We start from the raw sequence: 13564 nt of genomic DNA, 5'->3' as shown, positions 1-13564 counted from the left end.
GGAGTCTCCGGCCTCAAGGAGTGACCGAAGCGTAGCGAAGGGAGCGAGTAGGCCGGAGAGGAAACCGACATGGGACGATATAACCGACATACTGCGACCACCCGACTCCCAAGTATTTAAGAATCGATGGCATTATATCTGAAATATGGAGGTCCGGCGTACCGCTCCTGTCAAACTCGTCGTTCCTGACGAGCGCCGCGACGACCTCCACGAAACCGCGCGGCAATTTCGTTATTGTGCCAACCGCGCAAGCGAGTTCTGTTGGTCCGATACCTCCTATACCGAGTGCGTTACGGCCAACACCACCGCACGGGACGGACTTTACGACGACCTCCGCGAGGAAACTGGCCTTACCGCGAACCTCGTCCAAGAAGCCATTCGACGCGGCGTCCAAGCCGTCAAAGGATGCGTCGAACGCTGGAGACAGGGTAAGCGCGTGAGCCGACCGGAGTTCACGTCCTGGAGTCTGCTCTACGACAAGCGGAGTGCGACCTTCTACCGGAACAAAGTCTCGCTCTCAACCGTTAACGGGCGTGTCGAGTGTGACTTTGAACTCCCCTCGGACAGCCCCACACCATACGAGGAGTACGTGCTGTCCGAGGAGTTCGAGTTCCGTGCGAGCACGCTCCAGTACGACGCAGTCGACGACGAGTTCTACTTCCATATCACCACGCGGAAGTACGACTGCGACGGAGACGATGGCGGGTCAGCTGAGGTTTCAGCAGATACCGAGCACCAAACAGTTCTTGGTATCGACCTCGGCGTCAACAGTCTCGCCGTCTCCTCAACCGGCACGTTCTGGCAAGCAGACGACTACGACCACTGGACTCAGGAGTTCGAAAAGCGACGCGGAGAAATGCAACAGCGCGGCACGCAAGCCGCGCACAACGCCGTGCGTCGCCTCGGCAAGCGCGAACAAGCGTGGCGCAAACAGTACATCCACACAGTCGCTAACGAAGTCGTCACGGAGGCCCTCTCTTACGACTGCGACGTAATCGTATTCGAGGACTTGACCGATATTCGAGAACGACTTCCCGAAGCGAAGTGGCACCACGTCTGGGCGTTCCGACGCCTGTTCGAGTACGTCTCCTACAAGGCCCCCGAACAGGGAGTCTCCATGGAACAAGTCGAGCCGAACCACACGTCCCAACGCTGTTCGCGGACGGACTGTGGGTTCACACACGACGACAACCGCCACGGAGAACACTTCGAGTGTCAGAAGTGTGGGTACGAAACCAGCGCGGACTACAACGCCGCAAAGAACATCGGACTGCGGTACGCTCGGAAGCGACAACACAGCCTCCGTTCCTCGCCCAAGTCGGGGAGCGGAGACGCAGAAGTAGACCTGCGTATAAATGGTGGGACGTTGAACGGCGACGGGTACCAGCGTATTGCTGGCGACTGATTGCCGGGAGTCCACATCAAAGCCACCGAAAGGCATCGCCTTTCGAGGCCTCGACGGAGCAACGTTCCGTCGGTGGCCCCACCCTCAACGAACTGAGGCGCGGAGCGCTGAGGGAGTAGGGTGGGGTAGTTTACTGCGGGCCGACTTCCTCCTCGCCGGTCTCGATGCGCTTGGCCGCGGCGTACGTGAGGATGGAGAGCGCGACCAGCATCCAGCCCACGAGGATGAACTGGATGACGCGTTCGAGCGTGAAGCCCGACCCCCACGGGTTCACGGCCACGAAGGCCACGAAGAAGAACGCGAGGATGGCCAGCGGGACGATGTTGACCGTGAGGTCGAGGAGGGTGTCCGTGTCGAAGATGGTGGAACTCATTAGCGGGAGTTCGGAGCGGCGGACAAATATAGCTTGAGGATTCAGCGCCAGCCCCGGGCTACAGGCGACCGGTTTCGAGGAGGAACAGCGCGACCGACGCGGCGGCGACGACGATGCCGGTGCCGCCGAGCGCGAGGCCACGCGCGGTCGCGGACGTGGCGACGTAGAGCAGGCCGCCGAGCGCCCCGAACACCGCGCCGACCGCAAGCGCGGGCCGGTGCAGCGTGGATGCGAACCCGGATTCGCGGAGGATGCCGACGATGCTGCCCGCGAGCAGCACGAGCCCGCCGACGGCGACGGGAAGCAGCCCGTCGAAGAGGATGCCGATCTCGGAGATGACGAGGCCCAACACGAGCGGAATCGGCCACGGGCTGGCGCGCGGGTACTGGTCGCTCAGTCCCTGCTCCGTTTGCTCGACCATACCACGACGTTCGGCGCGGTGGGTTAGAAAGCCATCGCTTCCGCTCAGACGGCGACCACGGCGTACGTCATCAGGAACCCGAAGTACAGCGCGACGAGCACGGCGAGCGCGCGCAGTCGGAACGACCGAAGGTCCTCGCTCTCGTCGTGGTAGGCGTCCTCGAAGGCGTCGCGCTCGTCGTCGTCGAGGTGCTCGTAGTGTTCGAGCCCGCGGTGGAGCGCGCGCAGGCGCTCGGTCGGGAACGCCTCGCCGCAGTACGAGCACCGGAGCGCGTCGTCGGGGGCGGTGGTGTCGGTCATAGGAACGGTGGTTCGGCGGCCGGCTGGCCGATTATCCAGAGGCTGGTCATCGTGTAGAACACCATCACGAGCGTGAGCGTGTACTGGCTGCGAATCGCCTGCAGGCGACCAGGGAGTTCGTCGTAGGCGGTGGCGTGGGCGACCCAGATGGCGAGCAGGTGGCCGAGGAGGACCGCAGCGACGCCGACGCCGGAGAGCCACGAGGGGAGCACGAGCGTGCGCGCGACCGGCGGGTCCAGGGGCGCGAGCAGCGCGCCGAACAGCGACGGGGACAGCGACAGCGCGTACACGAGGTAGTGCGCGAGGTGGTAGCCCGCAGCGATGGCGAGCAGCGACGGCGCGAACCGGCGCGCGAGCACGGCGGCCTCAGTGTACGTCGGCGCGACGTCGCGGGCCTTCCGCGCGGCCCACCAGTAGAGTCGGTGGAAGCCGAGGAAGCCGACGAGGAGTGCGCCCGGGTAGAGGACGGGCGCGGGGACGCCGGCGTCGACGACCGTGCGCGCGAACGACGCCCACGCGGGCGTGCCGACGAACCCGTCGTAGGTCGTCCCCCAGACGAGCGCGACGACGAACGCGACGCCGCCGTTCGTGGTGACGACGTCGTCGGTCAGCCGCATCGCGGGCAGCCGCAGTTCGAGGCCGTCGTCGGTGCGCTGAACCGGCGCGACCGACCCGTACATCGCGAACAGCCGGGAGAGCGGGTCGACCTCGTCGAACCACCGGTCGTGGCCGACCGCGACGACGCCCGCCGCCGCGAGCGCGAGGTAGCCGACGGCAGCCGCGGCGAGCAGTCGCGGTTCGTCGGCGAGCGGGCTGACGACCTCGAACCAGACGAGCGTGAGCAGGAACGCCGTGGACGCCCACGCCGCGCGACCCGCCGAGAGTTCGACGTCGCGGCCGCCGAGGACCCACGAGAGCGGGCGCGTCAGCGTTCGGAACGGGTTTATCGCGGGCCACGAGTTCCCGACGAGGTACGTCGACATCGCGAACGCCGCCCACCAGCCCACCCAGACGACCACGATGGCGGCGTTCCGGAGCGGGTCGATGTCCGGCCGCGCGAACCCGGCGAGGAGGACGAGCGCGAACCCAGCGAGGCCGACGACGTGGCCGCAGCCCGCGAGGACGCGGCGCGGCGCGGGAACGCGGCGGTGCCACTCGTGGACGGCGGCGACGAACGCGCGGTCCGTGACGAAACTCGCCAGCAGGAACGACGCGCCGACGACCGCGCCGCCCGTCGAGAGGAACAGCCACGTCGGCACCGCCAGCTCCTGCCCGGTGGCGTCGCGGAGGCTGCCGCCGTGCGCGACGGCGACGCCACAGACCGCGACGAGGCCGACGACGGCACCGAGGACGCGCGCGCCGCGACGAGACATTGCCGGGAGTTCTCGGCGGTCCCCCGTGAGGATTGCGGTACGGCGCCGTCGCGGACGGAGTTGGATGGGTTTTTAGTATTCGCCCCGCAACTCGCTGGTATGACCGTCACGGACGACTCGACCGAAGACCACGGCCACCACCTGCCGGCCGTGGAGGACTGGCCGAAGGGCTTCGGTGAGGCCAGCTGGTGGCCGTTCATCACCGCCCTCGGGGCCGCCGGGTTCTACATCGGAGCCGCACTGTACGTGCTCGGGCAGAACGAGACGTTCGGGTTCGTCACGCCGATGGTTGGTCCGGCCGTCTTCGTGGGGAGCGTGTTCGTCTTCCTCGCGGGCCTGTACGGCTGGGTCTACCACGCCTTCGTGAAGCACTTCTGGAGCCGGGAGACCACCGGCGGCAAGGCGCTGCGCTGGGGGATGATACTGTTCCTCGGCACCGAAATCGCGACGTTCGGCGCCGGGTTCGCGTACTACTTCTTCATCCGCGCGGGCTCGCAGTGGTCGCAAGCGGTCACCCACGTCCCCGACGGGTTCCTCGGCGCGCTCGTGCTCGCGAACACCGCCATCCTCGTGCTGTCCAGCATCACGCTGCACTTCGCGCACGTCGCGCTCCGGAAGGGCAACCGGTCGCGGTTCCTCTCGCTGCTCGTCGCGACGCTCGTGCTCGGCGTGGTGTTCATCGGCGGGCAGGTGTACGAGTACTACGAGTTCATCGTCCACGAGGGGCTGTCGCCGACCGGCGGCGTCTTCGAGAGCGCGTTCTTCGGGCTGACCGGCCTCCACGGCCTCCACGTCACCCTCGGCGCGGTGCTGCTGGCCATCGTCACCGTTCGCGCGTTCCGGGGTCAGTACTCCCACGAGCGCGACGTCTCCGTGGCCACCGTCTCGATGTACTGGCACTTCGTCGACGCCGTCTGGATCTTCCTCGTCGTCGTGCTGTACGCCGGCGCCGAGGTCAGCTTCTAGGCGACCGCCGTCTTTTTTCGCGCCTGCCGCGAACGCGCAGGCATGACAGTCGACGCCGACCGGCTGCGCTCGCTCGTCGACGCGCCGGTCGTCCACCGCGAGTCCGTCCCGAGTACGAACGACCTCGCGCGCGCCGAGGGCCGCGACGGCGCCGCCCACGGCACGTTCGTCGTCGCGGACGAGCAGAGCGCGGGCCGCGGCCGCACGGGGAACGCGTGGGCGTCCCCGCCGGGCGGCGTCTGGTCGAGCACGCTCGTCTACCCCGACTTCGACGCGAGCCACGTCGGCCGCCTGACGTTCGCTGGCGGGCTCGCGGCCGCCGAGACCGTCGAAGCGTTCGGCGCCGACGCCGCGCTGAAGTGGCCCAACGACGTGGTCGTCGGCGACGACGCGCGGAAGCTCTGCGGCGTGCTCACCGAAGCCGTCGTCGACGAAGTGCCCGTGGCCGGCAAGCCCGTGGACGAAGTGCTGCCGGGGACTGACCCGGCCGACGCCGAACTGTCGTTCGCGGTGCTGGGCATCGGCGTGAACGCCGCCCTCGACCCGAGCGACCTCGACGTAGATAGGGACGTGACGACGCTTCGTGCTGAATTCGGAGACGAAGACCCGACAGAAGTCGCGGCGGAACTCCACGAGCGACTGCTCGCGTGGGTCGAGCGCGTCGGGACCGACGACGGGTTCGCGGCGGCGCTGGACGCGTGGCGCGACCGCAGCGCGACGCTCGGCGAGCGCGTGCGCGTGGAGACCCGTGGCGGCGAGACAGTCGTCGGAACGGCAAGCGGCGTCACGTCCCGCGGCGCGCTCGTCGTCGAGACGGCGGACGGCGACGTGACGGTCAGGGAGGGCGAGTGCAGTCGGCTCCGCCGCGCGTAGCTACGGAGCGAAAGAGAACGGAGAAGACGGAGAGAAGCGGTCGGTCGTTACGCGTCGATGGTCGTGTTCTCGGGGTCCTCGACCCACTCCTGATACTTGTCCTCCTCGACGACCGCGATGGTGCCGAGCATCTCGGAGTGGCCCTGCCCGCAGAACTCCGCGCAGTAGAGCTGGTAGGAGCCCTTCTCGCTGACCTCGGTGATGAGGTAGTTCGTCTGTCCGGGGACGGCGTCGGCCTTCAGGCCGATTTCGGGCGCGTGGAACGCGTGAATCACGTCGTCGGACTCAGTGCGTATCACGAGCTTCGTGTCCTCCGGGACCACCATCGGTTGGTTCCCGACGTCGACGTCACCGGTCGCGGCGCCGGAGCTCACCGTGAGGTTCTCCTCGGGGTAGTCGTAGTCCCAGTACCACTGGACGCCGACCGCGTCGACGACGACGGTGTCGTCCTCGGCCATCGCTTCCTGCGCGTCGGCCTGCGTGGCGGTGACCGACGGCTGGGCCATCACGCCGTAGGCGGCGACGCCGACGAACAGGAGGACGACGGCGGTGGCGACGGTCCACGTGATTTCGAGCCGGCGGTTCTCCTTGGTCGGTTTCGCCTCGTCGCTGTTCCGGAACTTCCACACCGTGTAGACGAGGATGCCCTCGACGAGCAGGGTGATGGGGAGCGCGGCCGCGAGCATCGTCGTGTTCAGGTTGCGGATGAGCTCCTCGGTCACCGACTGGTACTGCTGGGCAGCGACCGGGTCCACGAACGCGGCGAGGAAGCCGACGGCGGCGACGAGAACGGGTACGAGCCGCTTGCCTCTCATACTACCGTGGTCGTTCGGAGCGGTTCCATAAATAGGTGCTGAATCGGTGCGTCGGCGAGTCGGACAGGCTAAGTGGGAGCCGTCGTAACCCCCCGAAGAGAGACGTTCGTGACTCGAAACATCCCCGACCGGTTCACGGCGGTGCTCGCGGCGGCAGCGATGGGCGTCTACGCCCTGCTGGTCGTCGGTGCGACGTCCGCGCTGACGAACGCCGCCGCGGCGTGTCGCTCGTGGCCGGCCTGTGACGGACGCTGGTACGCGCTCGACTCGCTGTCGCTGGCGGTCGTCTGGGGCCACCGGACCGCGGCCGTCGTCACCGGCGTGCTCGTACTCGTCGCCGCGGTGATGGCGTGGCGCCGCGACACCGCCGGGCGCGTCCGCGCCGCGGTCACGGTGGCGCTGGCCGCCTACCCGGTGCAGGTCGCGGTCGGCGCGCTCACCGCGATGTCGCCGGGGTCGGCCGCGCTCGGCGGCGCGCACCTCGCGCTCGGCGTGCTCATCTTCGCCGGGCTCGTCGCTGCGCTCGCGTGGACGCTGGAAGCCCAGACCGGCCACCTCCCGTCCAGCGAGTGGGAGGGCGAGCCGAAGGGCGAAGACGACGGCGCGTCCGCGCCCACCTCGGGGCCGCTGGCGACCGCGTACGCGTACTTCCGGTTGACGAAGCCGCGGCTGATGTGGTTGCTCTGTCTGGTCGCCGCCGCGGGCATGGCGCTGGCCGCCGGCCCGAGCCTCCGCGCGGAGACGGTCGTCGCGACGCTCGGCGGGGGCGTGCTCGCCATCGGCGCGTCGGGGACGTTCAACCACGTGCTCGAACGCGAGAAAGACCAGAAGATGTCCCGCACGGACGACCGGCCGCTCGCGAACGACCGCATTCCGAAGCGCAACGCGGTCGCGTTCGGCGTGACGCTCGCGGCGGCGTCGCTGGCCGCGTTCTACAGCGTGAACCCGCTGACGGCGGCGCTGGGGTTCACGGCCATCGTGTTCTACTCGGTGGTCTACACGCTCGTGTTGAAGCCCAACACCCGCCAGAGCACGGTCATCGGCGGCGCGGCGGGCGCGCTCCCAGCGCTCATCGGGTGGGCCGCAGTGACGGGCGACGTGGGCGTCGCGGGCCTCGCGCTCGCAACGGTCATCTTCCTGTGGACGCCCGCGCACTTCTACAACCTCGCGCTCGCGTACAAGGACGACTACGAGCGCGGCGGCTTCCCGCTGATGCCCGTCGTCAGCGGCGAAGCCACGACCCGCAAGCACATCGTCTACTACCTCGGCGCGACCCTCGTCGCCGCGGTGGCGCTGTCCGCGCTCGCCGGCCTCGGCGTGCTGTACGCGGCGACCACGGTCGTCTTCGGCGGCGTGTTCCTGTACGCCGCGATGCGGCTCCACCGCGAGCGTGACCGCGCCGCCGCGATGCGGGCGTTCCACGCGTCGAACGCCTACCTCGGCTGCCTGCTGGTGGCCGTGGTCGTGGACGCGATGGTGGTCTGAGTGAGCGCGTCAGTGTCGCTGTCCCCGGGCCGGTTCGTGCCCACGCGGAAGGCGCTGCTGTACGCCGCGCTCCTGTTGAACGGCGAACTGGCGCTGGTGCTGTTCTACTTCGCGGTGTCGTCGTCGGTCCCCACCGACCCCGTGGTGCTGGCGTACCCGTTCGTCTGGATCAACGCCTCCATCTGGGCCGTCTCCCGCGTTGACCTCCCGGACGCGTCCGGGCGACAGCGCCTGCTCGCGCTCGGCGTCGGGCTCGCGTACTTCCTCCTGTTGGGCGGGGTCGGCGGCCTCTTCATGTTCCACGGCGCGGACCTCGGCGCGCGCATCTCGTGGCTCTCCCCGGGCTGGGGGCCGGCGTTCGTCTACAGCGGCGCGGACCTCACCGTCAGCCTGCTCCCGTTCAAGGTAATCGGGTACGCGACGCTGGCGTACCTCGTCGCCGCGACCGTCCTCGACGCCGCGAAGACCGGCGTCGCGGGCCTGCTCGGGCTGCTCGCGTGCGTGAGCTGCACGTGGCCGATAGCCGCGACGGTGCTGACGGGCGCGTTCGGCAGCGCGTCCGCGCTGGCTGCGGCCGCGCAGAACGAGCCGTACGCGCTCTCGACGGTCGTGTTCGTCTCCTCGGTGTTGTTGCTCGCGTGGCGGCCGACCCAGTAGCCGGCGCCGTTCCGCAGTGCTTTACCTTCGCGCACGCCGACCGTCCGGTATGACTCCCGCAGTCGTAGCCGAGGACGTTCGGAAGGCCTACGGCGAAACCGCTGCCGTCGACGGCGTTTCGGTGTCCGTCAGCGAGGGCGAAGTGTTCGCGCTCGTCGGCCCGAACGGCGCGGGCAAGACGACGCTCGTGCGCTGTCTGACCGGCACGACGACGCCCGACAGCGGCCGCGTCGAACTGCTCGGCGAGGCGCCCGACGAGACCAACGACCAGCGCGTCGGCCTGCTCCCGCAGGACTTCGCGCCGCCGGACCGCCTCACGGCGGGCGAACTCGTCGGCTACTACGCGGGCCTCTACGACGACGCCCGCGAGCCCGGCGCGGTGCTGGCGGAGGTCGGCCTCGACGCCGACAACGAGACGTGGTACGGCGACCTCTCGGGCGGCGAGCGGCGCCGCGCGAGCGTCGCCGCCGCGCTCGTGAACTCGCCGGACGTCCTCTTCCTCGACGAGCCGACGACCGCCGTCGACCCGGCGGGGCGGCGCGCGCTCTGGCGCGTGTTCGAGGACCTCGCGGACTCGGGGACGACCATCTTCCTCACCACCCACGACATGGCCGAGGCCGAGCGACTCGCGGACCGCGTCGCCCTGCTCGCGGACGGGACGGTCGCGGCGACCGGGACGCCCCGAGAGCTGGTCGCCGCGCACGGCGGAGAACCGCGACTGGTCGTCGAGCTCCCGGAGGAGCAGGCGGACGCTCCCGACGTGCCGGGCTTCGCCCCCGAGGTGACGAGGGAGGGGCTCGTCTTCTCGGGCGTCGCCCCCGAGGGCATCGGCGAGGTGGTCGCGGCGCTGGACGACGCGGGCGTCGGCTTCGAGGCGCTGTCGTGGCGCGAGCCGACGCTGGAGGACGCGTACCTCGCGCTCGCCGGCGACGTCGAGGGCGTGGAGGTGCATCGATGAGCCGGCTCGCCCGGATTCGCGCGGAGGCGTCCGCGACCTACCGGACGTTCCTGCGGCGGCGCACGGCGGTGTTCTTCACGTTCTTCTTCCCGGTGTTGCTCATCGTCATCTTCGCGGGGCTCGTGCGCACGACGTCGGGCACCGGCGGGCTGTTCACGGAGCCGACCGCGTACTACGTTCCCGCGTATCTGGCGACGGTCGTGCTGTTCACGCCGCTCTCGCGGGTCGGGAGCACGGTCGCGCGCCACCGCGAGGGCAACCGCTTCGAGAAGCTGTCGACGACGCCGCTGACGCGCGCGGAGTGGCTGGCCGCGCACACGCTCGTCAACGTCGCGCTCATCGCGGCGGCCTGCGCGGTGCTGTTGGTCGCGCTGCTCGCCACGGGCGCTTCGTTCGCGCTCTCGCCGTGGCTCGCAGTGCTCGTGCCTGCCACCTCGGTGGTGTTCTGCGGCGTCGGCGCGGTCATCGGGAGCTACGCGGACGGTCAGGACGGCGCCATCGCCGCGAGCAACGGCATCGCGCTCCCGGTCCTCTTCCTCTCGGAGACGTTCGTCCAGCCCGAGCTGTTCCCGGCGTGGTTCCGGCCGGTCGTGGACCTCTCGCCGCTGGCGTACTTCGCGCGGGGCGTCCGCGCGGCGACGTACTCGGGCGGCGACGTGACGACGAACGCCGCGGTCGTCGTGGTGCTGGCAGTCGTCGCGTTCGCTGTCGGCACGCTCGCGATTCCGTGGACCGAGTGAGGCTCAGTCGAGGACCACGGAATCAGCGACGGCAGCCCCGGCCGCGACCAGACAGAAGACGGCGGCAACCGCGGCGACGCCGACGAACGCAGTGAACGCGAGCGCGGCGAGCACGCCCGGCAGCAGCCACTGTGCGCCGCCCAACACGACTGCGGTCAGTCCCGTCACGACGGCGGTCCGGGACGCAATCGACTTCGCTTGCGCGACCCGGAGCGCGGCGGCGTCGGTCCCCGAGTCGGCCGACCCGAGGACGCGCTCCGCGCCGTCGCCCGCGACGAACGTCGTGTTCCAGCAGCGCTCGCAGGGCGGCTCGGGGTCGGGCTGGCGCGTCCCGCAGGCCTTGCAGCGCCACACCTGTTCGTCGTCGGCGTCCATGCTGGCGTCTCCTCGCAATTGTGCGAGCAAGTAGCTGTCGATGCGGGCGGCCCCGAGACCCAAAACGATAACCACGCGCCCACCCAACCGCCGGTAATGGCGACGTGTGACCGGTGTGGCGAGCAGGAGTCGATGCCGTACCAGTGTCGGCTCTGCGGCGGCACGTTCTGCTCGAAGCACAGGCTCCCGGAGAACCACGACTGTCCGGGCCTCGACGAGTGGAACGACCCCGGCGGCGTCTTCGACAGCGGGTTCGACGACAGCGTGAACCAGTCCCGGGACGGCGACGGCGGGCTCGCCGCGAAAGTCCCGTTCGACACCGGGCCGGGCGGCGTGTTCGGCTACTTCCGCGGGAACGTCTCGTTCGCGCTGCTGGCGGTGATGTGGCTGATGTTCGTCGTGCAGTACGCGGTCGCGCCCGCGTTAGGCATCGCGCCGAACACTCCGCAGTGGTTCAACCTCTTCACCATCAACACGACCCAGCCGCTTGCCGTCTGGACGTGGGTGACCTCGGTGTTCGCGCACGGCGGCTTCGGCCACATCGTGTTGAACAGCATCGTGCTGTACTTCTTCGGCCCGGTGGTCGAGAAGCGCATCGGCTCCGCGAAGTTCGTGGGGCTGTTCGTGGTCGCGGGCGCGCTCGCCGGCCTCGCGCAGGTCGGCGCCGCGCTCGTGATGAACCCCGCGTGGTACGGCCAGCAGCTCACCCAGTTCACGGGCTCGGCGGTGCTCGGCGCGAGCGGCGCCATCGCGGCGCTGATGGGCGTGCTGACGGTGCTGAACCCGAACCTCCGCATCTACCTCTACTTCATCATCCCGATGCCGCTGTGGATTGCGACGCTGCTGTTCGCCGGCTACTCCATCTTCGTCTCGACGGCCGGCGGCGGCATCGGCGCGGGCGGCGTCGCGCAGTTCGCGCACCTCGCCGGCCTCGGCATCGGCGTGCTGTACGGCGTGAAGCTCAAGCGCGAGGGCGAGCGCGCGCCGAACCAGCTCCAGTTCGGCGGCGGTCCCGGCGGGCCGGGCGGCCCCGGTCGGCGGCGTCCCTGACATGGAGGTCGTCCGGCCCGAGTTCCTCCCGGACCCGGACCGCTCCCGCGAGGAGATGGAAGGGCTCCAGCGCGAGATAGCCGCAGCGGCCGCCTTCGAGGACGACTTCGCCTTCGACGTCGCGGCCATCGAACTCGGGGAGTCGCCGACGGACGCGCCGACCGCCGCCGAGAGCGTCGGCGAACAGGTCACGCTCACAGATAGTGATGCGCCCGTGGTCGTCGGCGTCGACCAGGCGTTCGTCGGGGACGACTACTCCGTGAGCGCCGCGGTCGCGATTCGGGACGGCCGCGTCGTCGAGCGCGCCGCGGGCCGCGCGGAACTGGAACTCCCCTACATTCCCGGGCTGTTGGCGTTCCGCGAGGGCGACGCCATCGTGGACGCGCTCGAATCGCTGTCCGTGGAGCCGGACGTACTCGTGCTCGACGGGAGCGGGCGCATCCACTTCCGGCAGGCGGGCATCGCGACGCACGTCGGCGTGCTCTTCGACGTGCCCGCCGTCGGCGTCGCGAAGAACCTCCTGTGCGGGACGCCCCGCGAGCCGCTGGACGACTCGCTCCCGGAGGGCGCGCGCGTCGCCATCGAAGCCGACGACTCGATGGACGCGCCCGACGGCACCGTCGTCGGGTACGCCTACCAGTCCCGCCAGTACCCCGACCCCGAGACGCGCCACGTCAACCCCCTCATCGTGAGTCCCGGCCACCGCGTCGACGCCGAAACGACCGTGGACGTCGTGGAGGCGACCTGCACGGGGTACAAGCTCCCCGCGCCGACGCGGCTCGCCGACCAGTACGCCGACGACCTGAAGGACTGACCGCCGCTCGTTCTCGCCGACTGCGACGCCGCGACAGTGATTTGCGTGCCCCGCGACAGGAGCGAGTATGCAGCGACGTCCCTCCCGCCGCTCAGTGCTCGCCAGCGCAGGGACGGTCGCGCTCGCGGGCCTCGCGGGCTGCACGAGCGGCGACTCCGACGCCGACGCGACCGGCGAACCGACCGAGACTGCGACGACCGAACCGACCACGACGGCCGAGCAGTCCGTGGACTGGAGCGAGGTCGCCGACTTCCGGACGTGGCTCATCGACAGCGCCGACGAGTCGAGCAACGGCCGCTTCGACTATCAGGGGATTGGCCTCGACCAGATTGTCGGGGTCGGGCGGACGTCCGTCTTCGACGTCGCCCCCGAGGACGCCGACGGCGCGCTCGTGCAGTCGGGCAACACCATCCTGCTCGGTGACTTCGACGCCGACGCGCGCGTCGCGGACCTCGAAGCCGACGACGGCCACGAGGTCACCGGCGAACGCGAGGGGTACACGACCGCGGAAGCCACCGAGACGGGTACCGAGTTGGCGGTCGGCGGGGACGCCCTGCTGGCGGGCTCGGACCTCGCCGTCTGGATAGACGCCCACGCCGGGGAGCGCGAGCGGCTGGAGGAGGTCCACCCGACGTTCACGCGCATCTTCGAGGGACTGCCCGACCGGGGGCTGGTCTCCGGCCAGTACGGGCCGCCGCTGGGGGGCGAAATCGACGCCGAAGCCATCGAGGCGTGGGGGCACTCGACGGCGGAGCTGGGCGCCGAGGGGACGTGGGTGTACGCCCTCGAACCCGACAGCGGCGAGGCCGCAATCGACGAACTCGAATCGGAGCTCGGCGCGAGCGCGTTCACGACCGAGGTCACTGGCCGGAGCGTCGACGGGCGGTTCGTCACGTTCACCGCGGCGATGCGGTCGTTCGACTGACCGCGACTACTCGACCCTTTAACTGCCGGGGCCAC

16 protein-coding genes are annotated in these 13564 nt (G+C 69.7%); 10 read left to right on the top strand and 6 right to left on the bottom strand.

All coding sequences use genetic code 11. From position 1 onward, the window contains the following. Positions 1-145: 145 nt before the first annotated feature. Positions 146-1405 carry a transposase gene (locus ABSL23_RS08205; protein WP_353635335.1) on the top strand — a complete coding sequence of 420 codons (1260 nt, stop codon included), beginning with the start codon at positions 146-148 and terminating at the stop codon, positions 1403-1405. Between the two features lie 130 nt (positions 1406-1535). Here ABSL23_RS08205 and ABSL23_RS08200 read toward each other — a convergent pair whose 3' ends face one another. From ABSL23_RS08200 to ABSL23_RS08185, 4 genes are read right to left on the bottom strand one after another with little or no spacing between them, the layout of a single operon-like run. After that, positions 1536-1778 (bottom strand): DUF6684 family protein, encoded by a 243-nt coding sequence (locus ABSL23_RS08200; protein WP_230891190.1) that lies wholly within the window; start codon positions 1776-1778, stop codon positions 1536-1538. Between the two features lie 58 nt (positions 1779-1836). After that, entirely contained in the window at positions 1837-2199 is a 363-nt protein-coding gene (locus ABSL23_RS08195) for a hypothetical protein (protein ID WP_230891189.1), read from the bottom strand. Between the two features lie 44 nt (positions 2200-2243). Further along, positions 2244-2498, bottom strand: coding sequence for a C2H2-type zinc finger protein (locus tag ABSL23_RS08190; protein ID WP_230891188.1), 255 nt, complete (start codon positions 2496-2498; stop codon positions 2244-2246). Further along, complete coding sequence (locus tag ABSL23_RS08185; protein WP_353635334.1) at positions 2495-3871, bottom strand: hypothetical protein; 1377 nt, start codon at positions 3869-3871, stop codon at positions 2495-2497. Before ABSL23_RS08185 ends, ABSL23_RS08190 begins: the two co-directional genes overlap by 4 nt. Positions 3872-3970: 99 nt before the next feature. On the opposite strand from ABSL23_RS08185, the gene ABSL23_RS08180 reads away from it, so the two are divergent. Then, positions 3971-4837, top strand: coding sequence for a heme-copper oxidase subunit III (locus ABSL23_RS08180; protein WP_353635333.1), 867 nt, complete (start codon positions 3971-3973; stop codon positions 4835-4837). A 42-nt stretch (positions 4838-4879) separates the two neighbouring features. Further along, positions 4880-5710 carry a biotin--[acetyl-CoA-carboxylase] ligase gene (locus ABSL23_RS08175; protein ID WP_353635332.1) on the top strand — a complete coding sequence of 277 codons (831 nt, stop codon included), beginning with the start codon at positions 4880-4882 and terminating at the stop codon, positions 5708-5710. Between the two features lie 47 nt (positions 5711-5757). On the opposite strand, the gene coxB is transcribed toward ABSL23_RS08175, so the two are convergent. After that, entirely contained in the window at positions 5758-6525 is a 768-nt protein-coding gene (coxB, locus tag ABSL23_RS08170) for a cytochrome c oxidase subunit II (protein WP_353635331.1), read from the bottom strand. 159 nt (positions 6526-6684) lie between these two features. Here coxB and cyoE point away from each other — a divergent pair, with 159 nt between their 5' ends. Genes cyoE through ABSL23_RS08150 form a run of 4 tightly spaced genes read left to right on the top strand, consistent with a single transcriptional unit; the run spans position 6685 to position 10365 of the window. After that, complete coding sequence (cyoE, locus tag ABSL23_RS08165) at positions 6685-8010, top strand: heme o synthase (protein WP_353635366.1); 1326 nt, start codon at positions 6685-6687, stop codon at positions 8008-8010. After that, positions 8011-8667 carry an ABC transporter ATP-binding protein gene (locus ABSL23_RS08160; protein ID WP_353635330.1) on the top strand — a complete coding sequence of 219 codons (657 nt, stop codon included), beginning with the start codon at positions 8011-8013 and terminating at the stop codon, positions 8665-8667. It abuts the gene before it with no gap. Between the two features lie 49 nt (positions 8668-8716). Continuing rightward, entirely contained in the window at positions 8717-9625 is a 909-nt protein-coding gene (locus ABSL23_RS08155; RefSeq protein WP_353635329.1) for an ABC transporter ATP-binding protein, read from the top strand. Next, entirely contained in the window at positions 9622-10365 is a 744-nt protein-coding gene (locus tag ABSL23_RS08150; RefSeq protein WP_353635328.1) for an ABC transporter permease, read from the top strand. Before ABSL23_RS08155 ends, ABSL23_RS08150 begins: the two co-directional genes overlap by 4 nt. Positions 10366-10368: 3 nt before the next feature. On the opposite strand, the gene ABSL23_RS08145 is transcribed toward ABSL23_RS08150, so the two are convergent. Next, on the bottom strand, positions 10369-10740 hold the full coding sequence (locus tag ABSL23_RS08145; RefSeq protein WP_353635327.1) for a hypothetical protein: 372 nt from the start codon (positions 10738-10740) through the stop codon (positions 10369-10371). 96 nt (positions 10741-10836) lie between these two features. Between ABSL23_RS08145 and ABSL23_RS08140 the strand changes: the two genes are divergently transcribed. From ABSL23_RS08140 to ABSL23_RS08130, 3 genes are all read left to right on the top strand, one after another. Then, complete coding sequence (locus ABSL23_RS08140; RefSeq protein ID WP_353635326.1) at positions 10837-11790, top strand: rhomboid family intramembrane serine protease; 954 nt, start codon at positions 10837-10839, stop codon at positions 11788-11790. A gap of 1 nt (position 11791) precedes the next feature. After that, positions 11792-12604: an endonuclease V gene (locus tag ABSL23_RS08135; protein ID WP_353635325.1), complete on the top strand. Its 813-nt coding sequence runs from the start codon at positions 11792-11794 to the stop codon at positions 12602-12604. A gap of 67 nt (positions 12605-12671) precedes the next feature. Then, positions 12672-13529, top strand: coding sequence for a hypothetical protein (locus ABSL23_RS08130; RefSeq protein ID WP_353635324.1), 858 nt, complete (start codon positions 12672-12674; stop codon positions 13527-13529). Positions 13530-13564 lie beyond the last annotated feature (35 nt).

This window comes from Halobacterium sp. NMX12-1, from assembly GCF_040435975.1.
In the GTDB taxonomy this organism is placed as follows: domain Archaea; phylum Halobacteriota; class Halobacteria; order Halobacteriales; family Halobacteriaceae; genus Halobacterium; species Halobacterium hubeiense.
Note: the sequence above shows the minus strand (reverse complement) of the source record. Positions and strands in the feature narration are given on the sequence as shown.

Excerpts from the sequence above, each read along its gene's own strand:
- ABSL23_RS08205 (WP_353635335.1), top strand. The coding sequence starts at position 146 with ATGGAGGTCCGGCGTACCGCTCCTGTCAAACTCGTCGTTCCTGACGAG.
- ABSL23_RS08200 (WP_230891190.1), bottom strand. The coding sequence starts at position 1,778 with ATGAGTTCCACCATCTTCGACACGGACACCCTCCTCGACCTCACGGTC.
- ABSL23_RS08195 (WP_230891189.1), bottom strand. The coding sequence starts at position 2,199 with ATGGTCGAGCAAACGGAGCAGGGACTGAGCGACCAGTACCCGCGCGCC.
- ABSL23_RS08190 (WP_230891188.1), bottom strand. The coding sequence starts at position 2,498 with ATGACCGACACCACCGCCCCCGACGACGCGCTCCGGTGCTCGTACTGC.
- ABSL23_RS08185 (WP_353635334.1), bottom strand. The coding sequence starts at position 3,871 with ATGTCTCGTCGCGGCGCGCGCGTCCTCGGTGCCGTCGTCGGCCTCGTC.
- ABSL23_RS08180 (WP_353635333.1), top strand. The coding sequence starts at position 3,971 with ATGACCGTCACGGACGACTCGACCGAAGACCACGGCCACCACCTGCCG.
- ABSL23_RS08175 (WP_353635332.1), top strand. The coding sequence starts at position 4,880 with ATGACAGTCGACGCCGACCGGCTGCGCTCGCTCGTCGACGCGCCGGTC.
- coxB (WP_353635331.1), bottom strand. The coding sequence starts at position 6,525 with ATGAGAGGCAAGCGGCTCGTACCCGTTCTCGTCGCCGCCGTCGGCTTC.
- cyoE (WP_353635366.1), top strand. The coding sequence starts at position 6,685 with ATGGGCGTCTACGCCCTGCTGGTCGTCGGTGCGACGTCCGCGCTGACG.
- ABSL23_RS08155 (WP_353635329.1), top strand. The coding sequence starts at position 8,717 with ATGACTCCCGCAGTCGTAGCCGAGGACGTTCGGAAGGCCTACGGCGAA.
- ABSL23_RS08150 (WP_353635328.1), top strand. The coding sequence starts at position 9,622 with ATGAGCCGGCTCGCCCGGATTCGCGCGGAGGCGTCCGCGACCTACCGG.
- ABSL23_RS08145 (WP_353635327.1), bottom strand. The coding sequence starts at position 10,740 with ATGGACGCCGACGACGAACAGGTGTGGCGCTGCAAGGCCTGCGGGACG.
- ABSL23_RS08140 (WP_353635326.1), top strand. The coding sequence starts at position 10,837 with ATGGCGACGTGTGACCGGTGTGGCGAGCAGGAGTCGATGCCGTACCAG.
- ABSL23_RS08135 (WP_353635325.1), top strand. The coding sequence starts at position 11,792 with ATGGAGGTCGTCCGGCCCGAGTTCCTCCCGGACCCGGACCGCTCCCGC.
- ABSL23_RS08130 (WP_353635324.1), top strand. The coding sequence starts at position 12,672 with ATGCAGCGACGTCCCTCCCGCCGCTCAGTGCTCGCCAGCGCAGGGACG.